The sequence below is a fragment of the Sanguibacter gelidistatuariae genome (genome assembly GCF_900096585.1).
GTDB lineage: Bacteria > Actinomycetota > Actinomycetes > Actinomycetales > Cellulomonadaceae > Sanguibacter > Sanguibacter gelidistatuariae.
The window spans coordinates 1-20,230 of record NZ_FMYH01000008.1 but is presented as its reverse complement, the minus strand read 5'-3'; the positions used below and the strand labels follow the sequence as shown (position 1 = coordinate 20,230).

Here is a 20,230-nt window from a genome sequence, read left to right as displayed (position 1 = left end):
ACGACTTGTCGCGATGGAAAGAGAGCCGCCTGCTATGAGGATCGTTGTCCCCGTGAAGCACGTCCCCGATATCCACTCCGATCGACACCTCACCGATGCGGGACGGGTCGCCCGAGGATCCGACGACGGCACGCTCAACGAGCTCGACGAGAACGCGATCGAGGCGGCCCTGCAGCTCGTCGAAGCGCTCGACGACGGAGAGCGCGCCACGAGCGAGGTCGTGGCGATCACCGTGGGACCGGCCGACGCCGATGCCGCCCTGCGCAAGGCCTACCAGCTCGGCGTGGACCGCGCCGTCCGCCTGAGCGACGACGCGCTCGCCGGGTCGGACGTCTTCGGGACCGCGACGGCCATCGCCGCGGTCGTCCGCCGGCTTGAGGCCGACGGACCCGTGGACCTCGTCATCACCGGCATGGCGGCTCTGGACGGCCTCGCCTCGGTCGTCCCCGTGCTGCTCGCGGCCGAGCTCGGCCTGCCCCAGCTCACCCTCGCCTCGAAGCTGACCCTCGAGCACGGCCAGGTCGAGATCGTCCGCGACCTCGAGGGCGTGACGGAGGTGCTCACCGCGCCGGCCCCCGCGGTCGTGTCCGTGACCGACCACGTCAACACCCCGCGCTACCCGAACTTCAAGCTCATCATGGCCGCCCGCACCAAGGAGATCACGGTCTGGGATGTCGCCGCGGTGGGCCTGGATGCCTCCTCGGTGGGCGACGCCGGAGCGCGCACCCGCGTGCTCGCGAGCGCCCCGCGCCCGCCGCGCCCCGACGTGCAGCTGGTGACCGACAAGGGAGAGGGTGGGCTGGCGCTCGCTGACTTCCTTATCCGCAACGACCTCGTCTGACTCGCGAACGGACTGATCATGGCTGACTCCACCCCTGACCCCACGACTGCAGGACGCACCGTCCTCGTTGTCCTCGATCGCCCCGACCGCGGCCTGCGCTCACCGGCCCGCGAGCTCCTGACCATCGCGCGCGACCTGGGTGAGGTCACGGCCTTCGCGATCGCCGAGCCCTCGCAGGACGCCCTCGCCGAGCTCGGCGCCTACGGCGTCGGTCATGTGCTGGTGGCCGACATCGTCGGCGACTCGGCCGACGCCCACCTCGCCCACCTCACGCCGGTCGCCGCCGAGGCGCTCGTCGCCGCGGTTGCCTCGACCGGGGCCGACGTCGTGCTGCTGTCCTCCTCCTTCCTCAACCGCGAGGTCGGGGCCCACCTCGCCCACGCCATCGGTGCCGGGCTGGTCCTGGACACCTCTGCGGTCTCCGTGGGGGAGCAGGGCCTGGTCGGTGACAAGCGCGTCTTCGCCGGGTCCTGGGACGTCTCCTGTGCGGTGACGACCGCTGCGGCCGTGGTGACCGTCCGGGCGAACGCCGTCGTCGCGGCCCCGGCTGCGGAGCCCGTCGTGGTGCAGGTCGACCGCATCGACATTCACCCGAGCGCCGCCGCGACCGCGACGGTCCTCGTCTCGCGCACCGAGCACGCCCAGCCCGAGGGCGGCTCCGGCCGCCCTGCGCTCGCCGAGGCGGCCTACGTCGTCGCCGGCGGTCGGGGCACGCTCGGGGACTTCGCCCCGGTCGAAGACCTCGCCGACGCCCTGGGCGCAGCGGTCGGCGCGACGCGCGACGCGGTCGACGAGGGCTGGGTCACCCACGACGCGCAGATCGGTCAGACCGGCGTGACGATCGCCCCTCGGGTCTACATCGGCGCGGGCATCTCCGGCGCCCCGCACCACCGGGGTGGCATGCAGGCCTCCGGTGTGATCATCGCGGTCAACAACGACCCGGACTCCCCGATCTTCGAGATCGCGGACTTCGGCGTCGTCGGCGACCTCGCCGAGGTCCTTCCGCAGGCGGCGCAGGCGATCCGGGCGCACAGGGGCTGATCACGCCCGACGACGGAGGGGATGCAGCCGGGTGCGTCGAGGCGGGCGGGCCGGCTGAAGGCTCAGCCGCAGTCCGGCCGCCCGCGGGCGGCTCGTAGACTGGTGACCGTGACCCCGACTCCCACCGCCTACCTCGACCACGCGGCGACGACCCCCATGTCGCCGGCCGCGATCGAGGCCTTCACCGACCAGCTCGCGGTGGCTGGCAACCCGTCGTCGCTGCACTCGGCCGGTCGCGCCGCCCGGCGCGTGGTCGAGGAGTCCCGGGAGCAGGTCGCCGCGGCGCTCGGCGCCCGTCCCAGCGAGGTCATCTTCACGGGCGGCGGCACGGAGGCCGACAACCTGGCCATCAAGGGCCTGTTCTGGTCCCGGCGGGTGGCCAACCCCCAACGACGACGCATCCTGGTCTCCGCCGTCGAGCACCACGCGGTCCTCGACCCGGCCTTCTGGATGGCCGAGCACGCCGGCGCCGAGATCGTCCTGCTCGCGGTGGACTCCCGTGGGGTGCTCGACGTCGAGGCGTTGCGCGCCGAGCTCGCCGCGCACGGCCCCGAGACCGCCCTCATCTCCGTCATGTGGGCCAACAACGAGCTCGGCGCGATCCAGCCGATCGCCGACGTCGTCGCGGCGGCCCGGCCCTTCGGCGTGCCGGTGCACTCCGACGCGGTCCAGGCCGCAGGCCAGATCCCCGTCGACTTCGCCGCGAGCGGCCTGGACGCACTGACCCTCACCGCGCACAAGCTCGGCGGCCCGGTCGGCGTCGGCGCTCTGCTGGCCCGCCGAGACCTTGCGCTCACGCCCGTGCTGCACGGCGGCGGGCAGGAGCGCGGGGTGCGCTCGGGGACGCTCGACGCGGCCGGGATCCGGTCTTTCGCCGCCGCCCTGACCGAGGCCGTCGCACTGATGCCCGCCACGACAGCGCGCCTGGTGGCGCTGCGGGACCGGCTGATCGCGGGCGTCCGGGACCGGGTCCCCACGGCCACGCTGCGCGGGCCGGATCCTGCTGCTGACGGTGCCGGGCTCCGCCTGCCAGGCAACGCCCACTTCACCTTCGCCGGCTGCGAGGGCGACTCGCTGCTCTACCTGCTCGACTCCGCCGGTGTGCAGTGCTCGACCGGGTCTGCCTGCCAGGCGGGTGTTCCCCAGCCGTCCCACGTGCTGCTCGCGACGGGGGTGGGGGAGGAGGACGCGCGCGGTGCGCTGCGCTTCTCCCTCGGCCACATCTCGACCGACGCCGACGTCGACCTGCTGCTCAGTGTTCTGCCCGGTGTGGTCGACCGGGCCACCGCCGCGGGCCTGGCCTCGGCGGGAATCGGATTGAGCCGCAACCGCGGCACACAGGAGGTGCGCTGATGCGGGTTCTTGCCGCGATGTCCGGAGGTGTCGACTCTGCGGTCGCCGCCGCACGTGTGGTCGACGCCGGGCACGAGGTGGTCGGCGTCCACATGGCGCTCTCGCGCAACCGCAACCAGTTCCGCACCGGGTCCCGGGGCTGCTGCTCGATCGAGGACGCGGGCGACGCCCGCCGCGCCGCGGACATCCTCGGCATCCCCTACTACGTGTGGGACCTGTCGGAGAAGTTCGAGGACACGGTCGTGGCGGACTTCCTCTCCGAGTACGCCGCCGGGCGCACGCCCAACCCGTGCGTGCGGTGCAACGAGCACATCAAGTTCGAGGCCCTGCTGGACAAGGCGACGGCCCTCGGGTTCGACGCCGTCGCGACCGGCCACTACGCCCAGGTGATCACCCGCACCGGCGCCGACGGCGCCGACATCCGTGAGCTGCACCGCTCGCCCAACACCGCCAAGGACCAGTCCTACGTGCTGGCCGTGATGGGCCCGTCGCGTCTCGCGCGCGCCATGTTCCCGCTCGGGGCATACGAGACCAAGGACGAGGTGCGAGCCGAGGCCGCCGCCCGCGGGCTGAGCGTGTCCAACAAGCCGGACTCCTACGACATCTGCTTCGTGGCCGACGGCGACACCCAGGGCTTCCTGCGCGACCACCTGGGCTCCAAGCCCGGTGACATCGTCGACACCGACGGAACCATCATCGGCGCGCACGACGGCGCGTACTCCTACACGGTCGGCCAGCGCAAGGGCCTGTCGATCGGTCGCCCGGCGGCCGACGGCAAGCCGCGCTACGTCCTGGACGTCCAGCCGGTCTCCAACCGGATCGTCGTCGGCCCGGCCGAGATGCTCACGGTCGACCGGATCACGGGCGACCAGAGCGTCTGGCTGGCCGACGACGTGCTCGCCGCGGCGGGTCTCGACGAGCAGGGGTCGGCCTTCTTCGACGCCGAAGTCCAGGTGCGCGCGCATGGCGAACCGGTGCCCGCTCGGGTCCGCGCTGTCGCTGACGCCACGGGACCTGCGGGCCGGATGGAGGTCGAGCTCCCGGGGGAGACCCTGCGCGGCGTCGCCGCCGGGCAGTCCCTCGTGGTCTACCTGGGGACCCGGGTGCTGGGCCAGGCGACCGTGGTGAGCTCGGGGTGGAGTGGCGCGCCCGCCGCCGCGGCTGGTGCCACAACCGCCGTGCACTCCGCGTGACCGGCGCCAGCGGGCCGGGCGTCTGGCCCGGCATCGACTCCCTCGAGGCCTACCTGACGATCTTCGGTGACCTCGCCGAGGTACCCGAGGGCGTCCGCGGACTGCCGTTCGTGGCCCAGCTGCCCGCGCGCGGCGCCGGTGCGCTGCCCGTGGCACGGACCGCCGCGCTGCTCGCGGACATGCCGGTCGAGCTCGGCCCGCACGGCTGGAAGCTCAGCGACCACCCCGGCATGGACCTCGACCGGGCCAAGTCCTTGCTGCGCGAGGACCTCGACGCCCTGGCTGTCGCCGGACACGGCTACTCCGGCCCGATCACGGTCCAGGTCGTCGGCCCGTGGACGCTCGCGGCCACCCTCTATCTCGCGCGCGGGGACAGGGTGCTCGCCGACCGCGGCGCCGTCGCCGAGCTGGCCGGGTCGCTGGCCCTGGGGATCGGCGAGCACGTGGCGGCCGTCCGCGCGCAGGTCCCCGGCGCCCAGGTGACCGTCCAGGTGGACGAGTCCCTGCTCGGTCAGGTCGCCGCGGGCGTCATCCCCACCTTCTCCGGATACTCCCGGCTGCGCGCAGTCCGCGGCCCCGACCTCCTCGACGCCCTGAGCCCCGTGCTCGAGGCCGCCCGCGCCGCCCAGGCGCGCAGCGTGGTCCATGTCGGTCAGGCGTGGGTCGGCATCGCCCCGGTCGTGCTCGCTGGGGCCGACGCCGTGGGCGTTGAGCTCGGCGCCGTGACCGACGGACCCGCCTGGAACGAGCACGGCTGGGAGCTGGTGGCCCGGGCGATCGAACGCGGCACGCAGCTGTGGGCGGGCCTGCCGCCCGCGACCGTCTCCCAGTGTGCTGGGACCGACGTGCGCGGCCTCGCCGACCTGGTCAGCGTGCCGTGGCGGCGGATGGGCCTGCCTCTGTCCGGCCTCGACGACGTCGTGCTCACCTCGGCCGGGTCCGCTGCGACCCTGGCTGCCTCCGGCACGCCCGACGCCGCGCGCGGCGCCCTGGGATCGGTCGTCCGAGCCGCCGCGATCCTCGCCGAGCGGGCGGCCGGCTAGCGGTCGCTGCGTCTCGTCCGCCCGATCGCCCGATGACCCGCGGCTATGATCCTTCAAGTGCCCAGACTCCTCGCCGACACCACGCCGCTGCGCGTCTCACCGGCCTTCCGCAGGCTGTGGTGGGGGCTAGGGATCTCCAACCTCGGCGCCCAGCTGACAGTTGTTGCGGTCGGGCTGCAGGTCTACTCCCTCACCCGTTCGACCCTGGCGGTCGGGGTGCTCGGCATCTGCGCGCTCGTCCCTCTCGTTGTCCTCGGGCTGTATGGCGGGGCGCTCGTGGACGCCTACGACCGTCGCAAGGTCGCGCTCATCGCCTCCTCGGTCCTGTGGGTCGTCACGATGGCGCTCGCCGCTCAGGCCTGGCTCGGCGCGGACTCGGTCAACGTTCTCTACGCGCTCGTCGCACTCCAGTCGGCGGCCTTCGCCGTGAACAACCCGGCACGCTCGGCGATCATCCCGCGCCTGCTGGACCCTAAGCTGCTGCCGGCCGCCAACACGCTCATGACCATCACCTGGAACGTCGCGCTGACGATCGGCCCGTTGGCCGCCGCGCTGATCGTGAGCCGGTGGGGCTACGGCATCGTCTACACGGTCGACGTCCTGTGCTTCACAGCCGCGCTGTGGGCGCTCGTCCAGCTGCCCGGCATGCCGCCGGAGCCCTCGCACGGTGGGGACGCGGGCGACGAGCCGTCCTTGGACGGCCCCAAGCGGGTCGGCCTGTCCTCTGTCCTGGAGGGCCTGCGCTACCTCGCGACCCGACCCAACGTCCGCATGACCTTCCTCGTCGACCTGGCCGCGATGATCTTCGCCATGCCCCGGGTGCTCTTCCCGGCCATCGGCGTCGTCATCCTCGGGGGCGGGGCGACGACGACGGGTGCGCTCACTGCGGCCCTCGCCGTCGGCGGGCTGCTCGCCGGGCTGTTCTCCGGCGGCCTGACCCGGGTCCACCGCCAGGGCGTGGTGATCATGTGGGCGATCATCGCCTGGGGCCTGTCGGTCGCGGGCTTCGGCATGGTTCTCGTGCTTGCCGGACGCTCCAACCCCGATCAGGTGCTCGTCGTCGCGCTCGTCGGGGCCCTCGTCATGCTCGTGCTGTGCGGGGCGTCCGACGCGATCAGCTCGGTATTCCGTCAGACGATCCTGCAGTCCGCGACCCCGGACGACATGCGCGGCCGGCTCCAGGGTGTCTTCATCGTCGTCGTCGCCGGTGGGCCACGCCTGGGCGACCTCGTGCTCGGTGCGCAGTCGTCCTGGTGGGGAGAGGGATGGGCGGCCGTCGTCGGCGGCTTGACCTGCGTCGTCGTGCTCCTGCTCCTGTTGCGCTGGCAGCCGCGGCTGCTCTCCTACGACGCACGCCATCCCGAGCCGTAGCGCGGGGTGGCGTGGGACGCGGGGCGACGGCGCCTCAGACGAGCCGCTCCCACAGGAAGCGATATGCGAGGGCCTGCATGTGAGCGGCCTGGGAGTTGTTGGCCGCACCGCCGTGACCGCCCTCGATGTTCTCGTAGTACGTCACGTCCTTGCCCGCCTCGATCATCGCCGCGGCCAGCTTGCGGGCGTGCCCGGGGTGCACCCGGTCGTCCTTGGTCGACGTCGTGAACAGCACCGGCGGGTACTCCCGGCCCGCATCGAAGAGGTGGTACGGGGAGAACGTCTGGATGTACGCCCACTGCTCGGGCACGTCCGGGTCGCCGTACTCGGCCATCCAGGACGCTCCGGCCAGCAGGTGGGAGTAGCGCTTCATGTCCAGCAGCGGGACCTGGATGACGACGGCCCCGAAGAGCTCGGGGTACTGGGTGAGCATGTTGCCGGTGAGCAGCCCACCGTTCGAGCCGCCCTGCACGCCCAGGTGCGCGGGCGACGTGATCCCGCGGGCCACGAGGTCCTTGGCCACCGAGGAGAAGTCCTCGTAGGCGCGGTGCCGGTTCTCCTTGAGCGCGAGCTGGTGCCAGCGCGGCCCATACTCCCCGCCTCCGCGGATGTTAGCGACGACGTACACCCCGCCGCGGGCCAGCCACGCCCGCCCCATGCCGCCGGAGTATCCGGGGGTGAGGGAGATCTCGAAGCCGCCGTAGCCGTAGAGCAGGGTCGGTGCCCTCCCATCGAGGGTGAGGTCTGCGCTCCGCACGACGAAGTACGGGATGCGGGTCCCGTCGTCAGACGTGGCGAAGTGCTGGTCGATCGTCAGGCCGTCGGCGTCGAAGAACGTCGGCATGGACTTGAGGAGCGCCGGCTGGGCGCCGTCGTCGCCCACGGTTGTGATCGACAGCGTCGTGGGGGTCAGGTAGTCGGTCGCCACGAGCCACACGTCGTCGCTGTCGTCGGAGTCGACGGCCGAGACCTCGACCGTGCCGATCTCCGGCGCCCCCGTGAAGGCACTCCGCGGCCACGGCCCGGTCCCACCGGCGGGCGGCGTGAGCACGTGCAACCGGTTCTTGACGTCGTCGAGCACGTTGATCACCAGGTGGCCACGGGTCCACGTCGCACCGGCCAGGGAGGTCGTGGCGTCCGGGGCGAACAGCACCGTGAGCTCGCGGTCCCCGGCCAGGAACGCGTCGAAGTCTGCCGCGAGCAGGGAGCCGGAGACGTACGTCTCCTCGCCCACGGTCCAGTCGTCGCGGAGCTCGATGAGCAGCCACTCGCGCTTGACACCGACTTCAGCCGAGCGTGGCACGTCGATCTTCGTGAGCTGGTCGCCGGCGCCCAGGACAAAGAGCTCGGAGCTGTAGAAGGCCAACGACCGCGCGACGAAGTCGCGGACGAACCCGGGGGTGTGGCTGCGGAAGGCCGCGATGTACATGTCGTCGGCCTCGCCCTCGTAGAGGGTGGTGGCGGAGTCGAGAGGAGTGCCGCGGGTCCAGCGCTTGACGATCCGGGGGTAGCCCGACGGAGTGAGGGAGCCCTCGCCGAAGTCGGTGAAGACGTAGACGGTGTTCTCATCGATCCACGCCAGGTCGCCCTTGGCCTCGGGGCGGAAGAATCCGCCGTCCTCGGGGGCCACGAACGCCTTGGTGTGGAGGTCGAACTCCCGCGTGACATCGGCGTCGGACCCGCCGGGGGACAGGCTGACCAGGGCCTTGCGGTAGTCCGGGCGCAGCACCTGCGCGCCGTGCCAGACCCAGCTGGTGCCTTCGTCTGCGCCGAGCGCGTCGATGTCGAGGACCGTCTCCCACTCCGGGTCGGACGTGCGGTAGGAGGCGAGCGTGGTCCGCCGCCACAGGCCCTGGGGGTGGTCGGCATCCTTCCAGAAGTTGTAGAAGAGCTCACCGATCCTGGAGACGCCGGGGATCTTCGCGTCGGAGTCCAGGACCGCGCGGATCTCGTCCTCGGTGGCCGCGAATGCCTCGGTCGCGGCGACACTCGCCGCGGTGGCGGCGTTGCGCTCGCGGACCCAGGCGAGCGCCCGCTCGCCCTCGACCTCCTCGAGCCAGAGGTGCGGGTCGGTCGGCGCGGTGGCGGCAGGTGATCCTGACAGTGCGGTGGCCTCAGAGTTCATGTGACCACTGTAGGTTCTGCCGCCGACACGGGGCCGGCCTCTGCGGGCGATCCCCGCAGATGTCGCAGGTTCGCGCGATGATGTACCCGTGAGTGAACAAGCCCCTGCCACGACTGCCGACGACGTAACCCCAGCATCGAGCGAGGCGCACCATGCCTGGACCGAGCTGGCCGAGCAGATCGAGGCCCACCAGTTCGCCTACTATGTGCGCGACGCCCCGACGGTGTCCGACGCCGAGTACGACACCCTCCTGCGAGCCCTCGACGCGCTCGAGACGGCCCATCCCGAGCTGCGCACCCCGGATTCCCCGACCCAGCGGGTCGGGGGCACGTTCTCGACCGACTTCGCGGCGGTCGACCACGTCGAGCAGATGCTCAGCCTGGACAACGCCTTCAACACCGAGGACCTCGCGGCCTGGGCCGAGCGCGTGCACCGCGAGATCGCCGCGACCGAGGTGCACTACCTGTGCGAGGTCAAGATCGACGGCCTCGCGATCGCCCTCCTGTATGAGAAGGGCAGGCTCGTGCGGGCGGCGACCCGCGGCGACGGGCGCACCGGGGAGGACGTGACGCTCAACGTCCGGACGATCGAGTCCGTGCCCAAGACCCTCGGCGGGGACCCCGCCATGCACCCGGACCTCATCGAGATCCGCGGCGAGGTCTTCATGCTCACGGACCAGTTCGCCGCCCTCAACGAGGCGCAGGTCGCCGCCGGCAAGGCGCCGTTCGCCAACCCGCGCAACGCCGCGGCCGGGTCGTTGCGCCAGAAGAACCCGAAGATCACCGCGAGCCGTCCGCTGCGGATGTACGCCCACGGCGTCGGCGCGCTGCACTGGCAGGCGGGTACGCCGTCGTCGCTCCAGCGTCAGTCGGACGCCTATGCGCTCCTGGAGTCCTGGGGGGTTCCGGTCTCCGGCCACAACCGGGTGGTCACCGGGCTCGACGGGGTGCAGGAGATGATCGACTACTACGGCGTGCACCGCCACGACATCGAGCACGAGCTCGACGGGATCGTCATCAAGGTCGACGAGCTCGCCCTGCAGCGCCAGCTGGGGGCGACCAGCCGCGCGCCGCGGTGGGCCATCGCGTACAAGTACCCGCCCGAAGAGGTCAACACCAAGCTGCTGGACATCCGGGTCAACGTCGGCCGCACCGGGAGGGTGACGCCCTTCGGCGTCATGCAGCCGGTCCTGGTCGCCGGGTCAACGGTCGAGATGGCGACCCTGCACAACGGTAGCGAGGTCAAGCGCAAGGGCGTGCTCATCGGTGACACCGTCGTGCTGCGCAAGGCGGGGGACGTCATCCCGGAGATCGTCGGCCCGGTCGTCGATCTGCGCGACGGCTCCGAGCGTGAGTTCGAGATGCCCACGCACTGCCCCTCCTGCGGCACGCTCCTCGCGCCGGCGAAGGAGGGCGACGTCGACATCCGCTGCCCCAACCAGCGGTCCTGTCCCTCTCAGCTGCGCGAGCGGGTGGCGCACCTGTCGGGCCGTGGAGCCTTCGACATCGAGGCGATGGGCTGGGAGGCCGCGATCGCGCTCGTCGATCCCGAGTTCAACCGGCCTGAGAGCGCCGACGAGGCCGGGATCGAGCGTCAGGTGCCGGTCCTGGCCACCGAGGCCGGGTTCTTCGACCTCACCGCCGGTGACCTCGAGACCGTCAAGGTCTGGCGTCAGAAGAAGGTCAAGGGCGTCGTCACCGACGTCTGGGAGCAGGTGCTCTTCTTCTGGACCAAGCCCACGGCCAAGACGCCGTCGAAGCCCTCGGCCACGACGGTCACGTTTTTCAACGAGCGCGAGAAGGCCAAGTCCCAGCCGCTGTGGCGGGTCCTGGTCGCCCTCTCCATCCGCCACGTGGGCCCGACGGCGGCCCGCGCGCTGGCCACCAACCTCGCCTCGATGGACGCGATCATCGACGCCACGGAAGATCAGCTAGCCGCGACCGAAGGGGTCGGCCCCACGATCGCCGGGGCGGTCCGGGAGTGGTTCGGGGATACGAGGTTCCCCGAGGATCCGGACAACTGGCACGGAGAGATCGTCGAGCGGTGGCGCGCGGCCGGGGTCCGCATGCAGGACGAGCGGGACTCCTCGATCCAGCGGACGCTCGAGGGCCTCACGATCGTGGTGACCGGGGGACTCGACGGCTTCAACCGCGACCAGGTCAAGGAGGCGATCATCGTGCGCGGCGGCAAGGCATCCGGGTCGGTGTCGAAGAAGACCGACTTCGTCGTGGTCGGCGAGAACGCCGGCTCCAAGGAGGCCAAGGCGCGCGAGCTGGGCCTGACCATCCTCGACGAGGCCGGGTTCGTGCGCCTGCTCGCCGAGGGGCCGCCGGCCGAGGACAAGCTGGCAGACGACGTCCTCGTAGAGGACGAACCGGCCGGAGAACCCGGAGCCGACGACTCAGCCCCGTGAGGCCCAGACCATGCCGCGCTCGATGACCGCGCGCAGGTCCGGGTTGACCAGGTCGGCCATGTGGTGGCCGGGGGCGCACACGAAGATGCGTCCCTCGCCCCACGTCCGCGTCCAGATCGCCGGACAGGTGAGCGGGTCGGTCCACGGGTCGCCGGGTCGAGGGTGGATCTGCGTCGTGGCCAGCACGTCGATCGCGGCGTCGGTCAGCACCCAGTACTGCTCGGAGTGCAGCGTGATCGAGGAGATCCCGGCCACCACGGGGTGGTCCGCGCGGTCGGGCTGCACGGTGATCGTGTGGTCGAGGAGGTCCCCGGGGTGCGCGGCGAACTGCGCGCCCATCATCTGCAGGTAGTCGGTGGCCAGCCGGAAGGAATCGATGATCCCCCCGTGCCAGCCGGCGAAGCCGGTGCCGGCGGCGACCGCGGTCCGCAGACCGCGCAGCTCGTCGGGCAGGATCTCGCCCATCGTCCAGCACTGCACGATGAGATCCAGGCCGGCCATGAGCTCGGCGTCGGCGTAGACCTCTAGGGAGTTCTCGACGATAACGTCGAAACCAGCCTCGATGAGGTGGGGGACGAACAGGTCGGTCGCGACCTCGGGGGAGTGGCCGGGCCACCCTCCCCGCACGACCAGAGCACGTCGCTGCGGCATGTTCATGAGTCCTCCGTTGGCGCTCATACGATCAGGGCATCGATCGCTGCAGGTGAGAGTACGTGATCGATCGCCATGGCGCTGGCACCCAGAACGCCGGCCCGTCCGTGTGTCCGGGACGAGACGATCCGGAGGTCCTGGGTCGCCAGCGGCAGCGACCGCTGATAGACGATCTCGCGGATTCCGGCAAGAAGGTGCTCGCCGGCGTCGGCCACGACCCCGCCGATGACGATCATCGACGGGTTGAGCAGGCTCACGCAGCCGGCCAGCACGGAACCGATGTCGCGGCCGGCCTGGCGGACGGCATGGCTGGCCGTGAGGTCACCGGAGCGGACGAGAGCGACGACGTCGGCCGAGCCGTCGGCATCGAGCCCGGCCTCGCGCAGGTTCTGGGCGATGGCCTGGCCGCTCGCGACGGCCTCGAGGCAGCCGAGGTTCCCGCAGCGGCACGGGACCTGGGACGGCGCGGGGGTCGCGATGTGTCCGATATCCCCGGCTGCGCCGCGTGCGCCTCGGCGGAGCTGGCCGTCGCTGATGATCCCGGCACCGATCCCGGTCGCGACCTTGACGAAGAGCAGGTCGCTCACCGCAGGCCAGGCGGTGCGGTGCTCCCCGAGGGCCATGATGTTGACGTCGTTGTCGACGAGCACAGCCGCGTCGAAGTGCCTCGACAGCACGGCCGGGACGTCGACGTCGTCCCACGCGGGCATGATCGGCGGGTTGATCGGCCGACCGGTTGAGTGCTCGACCGGACCGGGCAGCCCGACGCCGACGCTCACGAGGTCCGCGCGGGTGCGTCCGATGCCCGCGATGAGGTCGTCGGCGACGGTCATGACCCAGGCGAGCACGGCGTCGGGCCCGTCGGAGATCGCGATTGCGGCCTCGAGCTCGGCCAGGATGGTGGATCCGAGGTCGGTCACGGCGAGGTGCGCATGGGTCGCGCCGAGGTCGACGGCGAGCACGATCTTGGCGCTCGGGTTGAAGGCGAAGGTGGCCGGCGGGCGGCCGCCGGTCGAGCTCGCCTCGCCCGCGGGGGCGATGAGGCCGGCGGACATGAGCAGGTCGATGCGCGCCGCGATCGTGGAGCGTGCCTGGCCGGTGACCGCTGCCAGGTCCGCGCGGGTACGGGGTTGGCCGTCACGCAGCATCTGAAACATCTCTCCCGCGCCCGTGGGGCGGGGAGCGAATTTCAGCAGTTCCTCCATGGGCACAGTGAATCACGTGGCCTCTCGATCGGCTGTCACAGGCGGCTGTCACAGAACGGACAAGAAGCGTAGCGCTCTTCGGTGCTTCTGTTTGCCACTCTCTCAAGTTTTGAAACATCACGACCATGTAACGATTGAAAATCGTCCATCTTTTGATTGCGGATCGACAGAAGTTGAACTACATTCGGTCACATGGTCAACGTGGACCCCCAGCCGGAACCCCGGCCGCTCCTGCAGATGCAGGGCATCGTCAAGCAGTTTCCCGGCGCCCGTGCTCTTGACGGCGTCGATCTCGAGATCCTTCCCGGAGAGGTGCACTGCCTGCTCGGCCAGAACGGAGCCGGCAAGTCGACCCTCATCAAGGTTCTCGCCGGAGCCCATCAACCCGACGAGGGACAGATTCTCCTCGACGGCGCACCCGTCACGATCGCCCACCCGGTCGCCGCCCTCTCCCTCGGCGTGGCGACGATGTACCAGGAGCTCGACGTCGTCGACGGGCTGACCGTGACCGAGAACATCTTCCTCGGCCACGAGCTGGCCTCGGCCGGCTTCTCCCAGCGCCGGGCCGCGACCCGGCGCACCCGGGAGCTGCTCGCTCGCCTGGGGCACCCGGACATCTCCCCGCACAAGGAGGTCGGCCAGCTTTCCGCGGCTGGCAAGCAGATCGTCCAGATGGCTCGCGCGCTCTCCTACGACGCGCGGATCATCATCATGGACGAGCCCTCGGCGGTCCTGGACTCCGGGGAGGTGGCCAACCTCTTCCGGGTCGTGCGCGAGCTCACCCGTGAGGGGGTCGCCGTCGTCTACATCTCCCACCGCCTCGACGAGATCCGCCAGATCGGGGACCGCATCACCGTCCTCAAGGACGGCCGCACGGTCGCCCAGAACCTCGCGGTCGCCGACACCCCGACCCCCGACCTCATCCGTCTGATGACGGGTCGCAGCGTGGACCAGGTCTTCCCGCCGTCCACCCCCCCGACCCCGGACGCCGAGGTGCTCCTGCGCGTGGAGGGGCTTGGGCTCAAGGGGACCTTCCAGGACGTGTCCTTCGAAGTCCGAGCGGGCGAGGTGGTCGGCCTCGCCGGTCTCGTGGGTTCGGGCCGCTCGGAGATCCTCGAGACGGTGTACGGCGCCCGCGTGGCGACGTCGGGCACGGTCGAGATCGCCGGGCGCCGCATCCGCCGCGGCTCGGTGAGCTCCGCGGTCGGCGCAGGCATCGGCCTCTGCCCCGAGGAGCGCAAGAGCCAGGGCCTGCTCCTCGACGAGCCCATCTACCGCAACATCACCCTCTCCACCTTCACCCGGTTCGCGACCGCCGGGTTCCTCGACGAACGCGGCGAACGCCGCGCCGCCCGGGAGCAGGTGGAGGCCCTCGACCTCCGCCCCCACGACGTCGACCGCCACGTCCGGACCCTCTCGGGAGGCAACCAGCAGAAGGCCATGCTCGGGCGCTGGCTCGTGCACGGCTGCAAGGTCCTGCTCCTGGACGAACCGACCCGTGGGGTCGACGTCGGGGCCCGGTCGGAGATCTACACCCTCATTCGAGACCTCGCCGCCGCCGGAACCGCCGTCGTCGTCGTCTCGAGCGAGATCGACGAGGTCCTCGGGATGGCCGACCGCGTGCTGGTCGTCTCCGAGGGACGCGTCGTCTTCACCGGCCCCGCAGAGTCAATCGACGAGCACCAGGTGCTCGCACTGGTCATGGAAGGAAGTGCAGCGTGAGTGAGCAAGACGTCTTCGCCAAGCCCTCACCGTCGGGGGCCCCGGCCGCCAAGCCCGACGACGCGTCGGCCGTCGCGCCGTCGCGCAGGAAGCTGTTGAGCGGGTCCGCTGGCCGCAGCGTGGGACTCGTCGTGGCGCTCGTCGTGCTGTGCATCGTCGGGTACATCACCGGCGGCGAGCGCTTTGCGAGCTCCGACAACGCCATGACGATCCTGCGCCTCGCCGCGGCGCTGGGCGTGCTGAGCATCGGCATGACCTTCGTCATCACCGGAGGCGGGATCGACCTCTCGGTCGGCTCCGTCATGGGCCTGACTACGGTATGGGCCTCGACCCTGGCCACTCAGACCATGGCGCAAGACACCCATTGGATCGTCATGGTGGGGGTGGCGCTCGCGGTGGGAACCGCCTGCGGCCTCATCAACGGTGTGCTCGTGGCCTACGGGAAGGTGGTGTCCTTCATCGCGACGCTCGCCATGATGGTGGCTGCCCGCGGCCTCGCCGAGATGATCGCCAACCGACAGACCCAACAGGTCAAGGTCAAGCCGTTCCTGGAGTTCTTCCGGGCGAACATCCTGGGTATCCCCGCACTCGTCTGGATGTTTGTCCTCGTCGCGGTGGCCGGGTGGGTGCTCCTCAACCGGACCACATTCGGGCGGCGCACGATCGCGGTCGGCGGCAACCCCGAGGCAGCTCGTCTCGCCGGGGTCAACGTCAAGCGCCACACCATGTACCTCTACGGGCTGGCTGGCCTGAGCGCCGGGATCGCCGGGGTCATGATGCTCGTCCGTACGACGGCCGGGTCCTCGACCACCGGCACGGGCTACGAACTTGACGCGATCGCGGCTGTGGTCGTGGGCGGCACGCTGCTCATCGGCGGCCGCGGGACCATCGGCGGCACCGTCCTCGGCGTGCTGATCTTCACCACGCTGACCAACGTCTTCACCCTCAACAACATGTCCACCTCGGCGCAGTCGGTGGCCAAGGGCGTCATCATCGTCGTCGCCGTCCTGCTCCAGCAGCGCTTCGCGGCCCGCGGCCGGGCCACCTGAGCGGGTCACCAGCCCGCTCACCCTGACTTTTCGTCAGCATTCGCACCAGAATCCACCATCAGAACCACCCAGCACCACCCACCATCACAGCGCAGCACCAGACCGGATCAAAGGAGATTTCCATGTCTGCTCGTCTCACTACCCCCCGCCGCCGCAGGCTTCTCAGCCTCACGGCGACCGCGGCCTTCGGCGCGCTCGTGCTGGCCGGCTGCACCTCGAACGAGGCCCCCAAGGCCGAGGAGCCCGCCGCCTCGAGCGCCCCCGGAGCCACGTCCGACAACGGCAGCGGCAACGACGTCGCCGGCGACAAGGTTGTCATCGGCTTCTCCGCTCCGGCCGCTGACCATGGCTGGATGGGCGCGATCACCTCGGCGGCCAAGGCCGAGGCCGCCAACTACCCCGACGTCGAGCTTCGCGTCGCTGAGGGCACCAACGATGTCAGCCTGCAGATCGCCCAGATCGAGACCTTCATCAACGACAAGGTCGACGCCATCGTGCTGCTGCCCTTCGACGGCGCAGCGCTGACCGAGGTCGCGACCCAGGCGATGAACGCCGGGATCGTCGTGATCAACGTCGACCGCGAGTTCTCGAGCCCCTTCGCCGCACGCACCACGGTGCTCGGCGACAACTACGGCATGGGCGTGAGCGCCGGCACCTACGTCTGCGGTGAGCTCGGCGGAAATGCCGATGCCGTGGTCGCCGAGATCGCGGGGATCGACTCTCTCCCGCTTACCCAGGACCGGAGCCAGGGCTTCGCGGACGCGCTCGCGGACTGCGGGCTCAAGGTCTCCAACCGCGTGGCCGCGGACTTCACCGTCCAGGGCGGGGAGTCGGCGACAGCGAACCTGCTCCAGGCGGCTCCGAAGATCGACGCCATCTGGAACCACGACGACGACCAGGGCGTCGGCGTCCTCGCCGCGATCGAGAGCGCCGGGCGTGACGAGTTCTTCATGGTCGGCGGGGCCGGTTCGGCCGACGTCATGGAGTCCATCAAGGCCGGCGACTCCGTCCTGCAGGCGACGGTCGTCTACCCCTCGACCCAGGCTGCCGACGGCATCAAGCTCGCCCGGCTCATCGTGCAGGGCAAGTCGATGAACGACCTGTCCTCCCTCGGGGTGCCGCGCCAGGTGCAGCTCTTCGCACCCGTCGTCACCAAGGACAACGTCGACCTCTACCTCCCGTCCGCCTTCCAGTCCTGATCCATCACTGAGAACCGGGCCGGATCCGGTCCGCGGCACACTGCCGCGCACCGGGCTCCGGCCCGTGGAAGGGAGTCCCACCATGTCTGACCATGTGTCTGACACCGAGCGCCCCCGCCTCGGTGTCGGGATGGTCGGCCACTCCTTCATGGGTGCAGCGCACTCACAGGCGTGGCGGACGGCACCACACTTCTTCGACCTGCCGATGCGTACAGAGATGACCACGGTGGCCGGCCGCCGCCTGGCGACCGGCCAGGCGGCCGCGGACCGGCTCGGCTGGCTGGGCGCCGACCCGACGTGGCAGTCGCTCGTGGCCCGCGACGACGTCGACCTCGTCGACATATGCACCCCTGGGAACACGCACGCGGAGATCGCGATCGCGGCCCTGGAGGCCGGCAAGCACGTGCTCTGCGAGAAGCCGCTCGCCAACTCGGTCGCCGAGGCAGAGCTCATGGTCGCCGCGGCCGACAAGGCTGCGGCCCACGGCGTCATGGCGATGGTGGGCTTCACCTATCGCCGCGTCCCGGCGGTCCAGCTGGCCCGCCAGCTGGTCGCCCAGGGCCGGATCGGCACGGTGCGCCACGTGCGGGCGCAGTACCTGCAGGACTGGCTCGCCGACGAGGACACCCCGCTGTCCTGGCGGCTGGACCGGTCGCAGGCGGGATCGGGTGCACTCGGAGACATCGGCGCGCACATCATCGACCTCACGCAGTTCATCACCGGGGAGGCCATCGTCGGAGTCTCGGGTCTGCTCGAGACGTTCGTGACCGAGCGCCCCGTGGCCCAGGAGTTCTCGGGGCTGTCCGGGGTGGCCGGGACCGAGCGCGGCCCCGTCTCCGTGGACGACGCCGCGGCCTTCCTCGCGCGCTTCTCCTCGGGAGCGATGGGCGTCTTCGAGGCCACCCGCTTCGCGGGCGGCCGCAAGAACGCGATCCGGGTGGAGATCAACGGTTCGCTGGGGTCGTTGGCCTTCGACTTCGAGGACATGAACGTCCTGAACTTCTTCGACGCGACCGAGCCTGCCGCCGTCGCGGGATTTCGCCGGATCGTCGTGACAGAGGCAGAGCACCCCTACATCGCGCACTGGTGGCCGGCCGGCCACGGGCTCGGCTACGAACACGCCTTCACCCACCAGGTGGTCGACCTCGTCGGCGCGATCGCGGGCGGCACCCCGCCCGCGCCGTCCTTCCGTGACGGCCTCGCCGTCCAGAAGGTGCTTGACGCGGTCGAACGCAGCGCGTCTGACGGCGCCTGGCGCGAGCCGTAGATGCTCTGACCTAGCTGTCTTCCCCCTCCCGTGTTGCAGTAGAGGCACGTCTTGTTCTGAAGGAGAGCGACATGGCACGACCGATCACCTTGTTCACCGGCCAGTGGGCTGACCTGCCCTTCGAGGAGGTCGTCGCTCTGGCGGCCGGCTGGGGCTATGACGGGCTGGAGATCGCCTGCTGGGGCGACCACCTGGACCCCTGGCGCTGGGACGACGACGCCTACGTCCAGGGCAAGCTCGACCTGCTCGCCGCGCACAACCTGTCCGTCTACGCGATCTCCAACCACCTCAAGGGTCAGGCCGTCTGCGACGACCCGATCGACCAGCGCCACCGCGACATCCTCTCCGACCGGGTGTGGGGGGACGGCGACCCGGAGGGCGTGCGCCAGCGCGCCGCCGAGGAGATGAAGTGCACGGCCCGCCTGGCGGCGAAGCTCGGGGTGAAGACCGTCGTCGGTTTCACCGGCTCCTCGATCTGGAAGTACGTCGCGATGTTTCCCCCGGTGTCCCAGGATGCGATCGACGCCGGGTACCAGGACTTTGCCGACCGGTGGAACCCGATCCTCGACGTCTTCGACGAGGTCGGGGTGCGCTTCGCCCACGAGGTCCACCCGAGCGAGATCGCCTACGACTACTGGACGACCGTGCGGACCCTCGAGGCGATCGGGCACCGCGAGGCGTTCGGGCTCAACTGGGACCCGAGCCACATGGTGTGGCAGGACATCGATCCGGTGAGCTTCCTGTGGGACTTCAAGGACCGGATCTACCACGTGGACTGCAAGGACACGAAGAAGCGCATGGGCAACGGGCGCAACGGGCGCATGGGTTCCCACCTGGCATGGGCGGACGGCCGTCGCGGATGGGATTTCATCTCGACCGGGCACGGTGACGTGCCGTGGGAGGACGCGTTCCGGATGCTCAACTCGATCGACTACACCGGCCCGATCTCGATCGAGTGGGAGGATGCCGGCATGGACCGCCTGGTGGGAGCCCCAGAGGCGCTCGAATTTGTGCGCCGGCTAGCCTTCGACGCCCCAGACGCAGCCTTCGACGCCGCATTCTCGGCACGGGGGTAGCTCGCCTCTCGGGTGACTCGTCACGCTGGGGGAGTGGAGGCCCGGGCGGGCCTCCACTCCCTGTCTCTTCTACCTGGTGGGAGTGTGTTCGCCGTCACCCCGATCTGGTTTGACGGCTTCGCCTCGGCCACCGTAATGTTCTGGAAGTCAGCCCGACCGGGAGACACAGACACCACTGCGAAGCTCGTGAGAGCCGCCGCGAAGTGGCTGGTCCCGGGGTTGATTTCCACGCTGTTTCTGCTGGTGAGTTCGTCTTGCTGGGTGGGGTAGTGTTGGGCTTCTGGTTCAGACCGGTGTGCGGAACTGCTTGAGAGAGTGGTTCTGAGGCGAGGTTGGATCGGATAGACTTGGATGGCCCGCTCTTGGCGGTTAGGTGGTTCGGAAGCGGACTGGTTGACAGTGAGATGCGGATCGGGTAAGTTTGAACGGTTGCCCCAAGAGAAGGACCTTAGCGGTCTGGAAGTGGTGCGCGTCCGCTCCTTGAGAACTCAACAGTGTGCTTAATAGTCAATGCCAAGACCCCTTGTCTGGTGTTGGTTGCTGGGTCTTCGATCTGGTGGCTGATTCGCAGCAAGGTTTATTTGGTATGAATTGAAAACGCAAGTTTTCGGTTTGTAGCCTTGATTAATCAAGTGCCTCTTTGCAGGGGTGCTTGCTTCGTATGGTTGTTAACTGGTTTCG

The 20,230-nt window shown here is 70.2% G+C and carries 15 protein-coding genes; 12 read left to right on the top strand and 3 right to left on the bottom strand.

Annotated features, from left to right (window positions below):
- Nucleotides 1–34 precede the first annotated feature (34 nt).
- From BLQ50_RS15500 to BLQ50_RS15475, 6 genes are all read left to right on the top strand, one after another.
- The gene (locus BLQ50_RS15500) at nucleotides 35–841 is read left to right on the top strand and encodes an electron transfer flavoprotein subunit beta/FixA family protein (RefSeq protein WP_093185614.1); all 807 of its coding nucleotides are present in this window, start codon (nucleotides 35–37) and stop codon (nucleotides 839–841) included.
- A gap of 18 nt (nucleotides 842–859) precedes the next feature.
- Complete coding sequence (locus BLQ50_RS15495) at nucleotides 860–1,882, top strand: electron transfer flavoprotein subunit alpha/FixB family protein (protein ID WP_093185611.1); 1,023 nt, start codon at nucleotides 860–862, stop codon at nucleotides 1,880–1,882.
- A gap of 102 nt (nucleotides 1,883–1,984) precedes the next feature.
- On the top strand, nucleotides 1,985–3,235 hold the full coding sequence (locus tag BLQ50_RS15490; RefSeq protein ID WP_425424107.1) for a cysteine desulfurase family protein: 1,251 nt from the start codon (nucleotides 1,985–1,987) through the stop codon (nucleotides 3,233–3,235).
- Nucleotides 3,235–4,428 (top strand): tRNA 2-thiouridine(34) synthase MnmA, encoded by a 1,194-nt coding sequence (mnmA, locus tag BLQ50_RS15485; RefSeq protein WP_093185606.1) that lies wholly within the window; start codon nucleotides 3,235–3,237, stop codon nucleotides 4,426–4,428. Before BLQ50_RS15490 ends, mnmA begins: the two co-directional genes overlap by 1 nt.
- The gene (locus BLQ50_RS15480) at nucleotides 4,425–5,471 is read left to right on the top strand and encodes a uroporphyrinogen decarboxylase/cobalamine-independent methonine synthase family protein (RefSeq protein ID WP_093185919.1); all 1,047 of its coding nucleotides are present in this window, start codon (nucleotides 4,425–4,427) and stop codon (nucleotides 5,469–5,471) included. Before mnmA ends, BLQ50_RS15480 begins: the two co-directional genes overlap by 4 nt.
- Before the next feature lie 57 nt (nucleotides 5,472–5,528).
- Entirely contained in the window at nucleotides 5,529–6,842 is a 1,314-nt protein-coding gene (locus BLQ50_RS15475) for an MFS transporter (RefSeq protein ID WP_175559159.1), read from the top strand.
- Between the two features lie 34 nt (nucleotides 6,843–6,876).
- Here BLQ50_RS15475 and BLQ50_RS15470 read toward each other — a convergent pair whose 3' ends face one another.
- Complete coding sequence (locus BLQ50_RS15470; RefSeq protein ID WP_093185600.1) at nucleotides 6,877–8,967, bottom strand: prolyl oligopeptidase family serine peptidase; 2,091 nt, start codon at nucleotides 8,965–8,967, stop codon at nucleotides 6,877–6,879.
- 88 nt (nucleotides 8,968–9,055) lie between these two features.
- Here BLQ50_RS15470 and ligA point away from each other — a divergent pair, with 88 nt between their 5' ends.
- Entirely contained in the window at nucleotides 9,056–11,380 is a 2,325-nt protein-coding gene (ligA, locus tag BLQ50_RS15465) for an NAD-dependent DNA ligase LigA (RefSeq protein WP_093185598.1), read from the top strand.
- Here the strand turns inward: ligA and BLQ50_RS15460 are convergent.
- Both BLQ50_RS15460 and BLQ50_RS15455 read right to left on the bottom strand, forming a co-directional pair.
- Entirely contained in the window at nucleotides 11,369–12,058 is a 690-nt protein-coding gene (locus tag BLQ50_RS15460) for a ThuA domain-containing protein (protein WP_245701306.1), read from the bottom strand. The two genes, ligA and BLQ50_RS15460, sit on opposite strands and share 12 nt — an antisense overlap.
- Nucleotides 12,055–13,236: an ROK family transcriptional regulator gene (locus tag BLQ50_RS15455; protein ID WP_093185595.1), complete on the bottom strand. Its 1,182-nt coding sequence runs from the start codon at nucleotides 13,234–13,236 to the stop codon at nucleotides 12,055–12,057. The genes BLQ50_RS15460 and BLQ50_RS15455 overlap by 4 nt, the downstream gene beginning before the upstream one ends.
- A 192-nt stretch (nucleotides 13,237–13,428) precedes the next feature.
- On the opposite strand from BLQ50_RS15455, the gene BLQ50_RS15450 reads away from it, so the two are divergent.
- The 5 genes from BLQ50_RS15450 to BLQ50_RS15430 all read left to right on the top strand — a co-directional run bounded on the left by BLQ50_RS15450 (nucleotide 13,429) and on the right by BLQ50_RS15430 (nucleotide 19,549).
- Nucleotides 13,429–14,958 (top strand): sugar ABC transporter ATP-binding protein, encoded by a 1,530-nt coding sequence (locus BLQ50_RS15450; RefSeq protein WP_175559158.1) that lies wholly within the window; start codon nucleotides 13,429–13,431, stop codon nucleotides 14,956–14,958.
- Nucleotides 14,955–16,007, top strand: a complete 1,053-nt coding sequence (locus BLQ50_RS15445) for an ABC transporter permease (RefSeq protein WP_093185593.1) — start codon at nucleotides 14,955–14,957, stop codon at nucleotides 16,005–16,007. Before BLQ50_RS15450 ends, BLQ50_RS15445 begins: the two co-directional genes overlap by 4 nt.
- Nucleotides 16,008–16,129: 122 nt before the next feature.
- Nucleotides 16,130–17,206 (top strand): substrate-binding domain-containing protein, encoded by a 1,077-nt coding sequence (locus BLQ50_RS15440; RefSeq protein WP_093185590.1) that lies wholly within the window; start codon nucleotides 16,130–16,132, stop codon nucleotides 17,204–17,206.
- Nucleotides 17,207–17,288: 82 nt separating this feature from the next.
- Nucleotides 17,289–18,473, top strand: coding sequence for a Gfo/Idh/MocA family protein (locus BLQ50_RS15435; protein ID WP_093185588.1), 1,185 nt, complete (start codon nucleotides 17,289–17,291; stop codon nucleotides 18,471–18,473).
- A 71-nt stretch (nucleotides 18,474–18,544) separates the two neighbouring features.
- Nucleotides 18,545–19,549: a sugar phosphate isomerase/epimerase family protein gene (locus BLQ50_RS15430; RefSeq protein WP_093185586.1), complete on the top strand. Its 1,005-nt coding sequence runs from the start codon at nucleotides 18,545–18,547 to the stop codon at nucleotides 19,547–19,549.
- The last annotated feature ends 681 nt before the right edge of the window (nucleotides 19,550–20,230 follow it).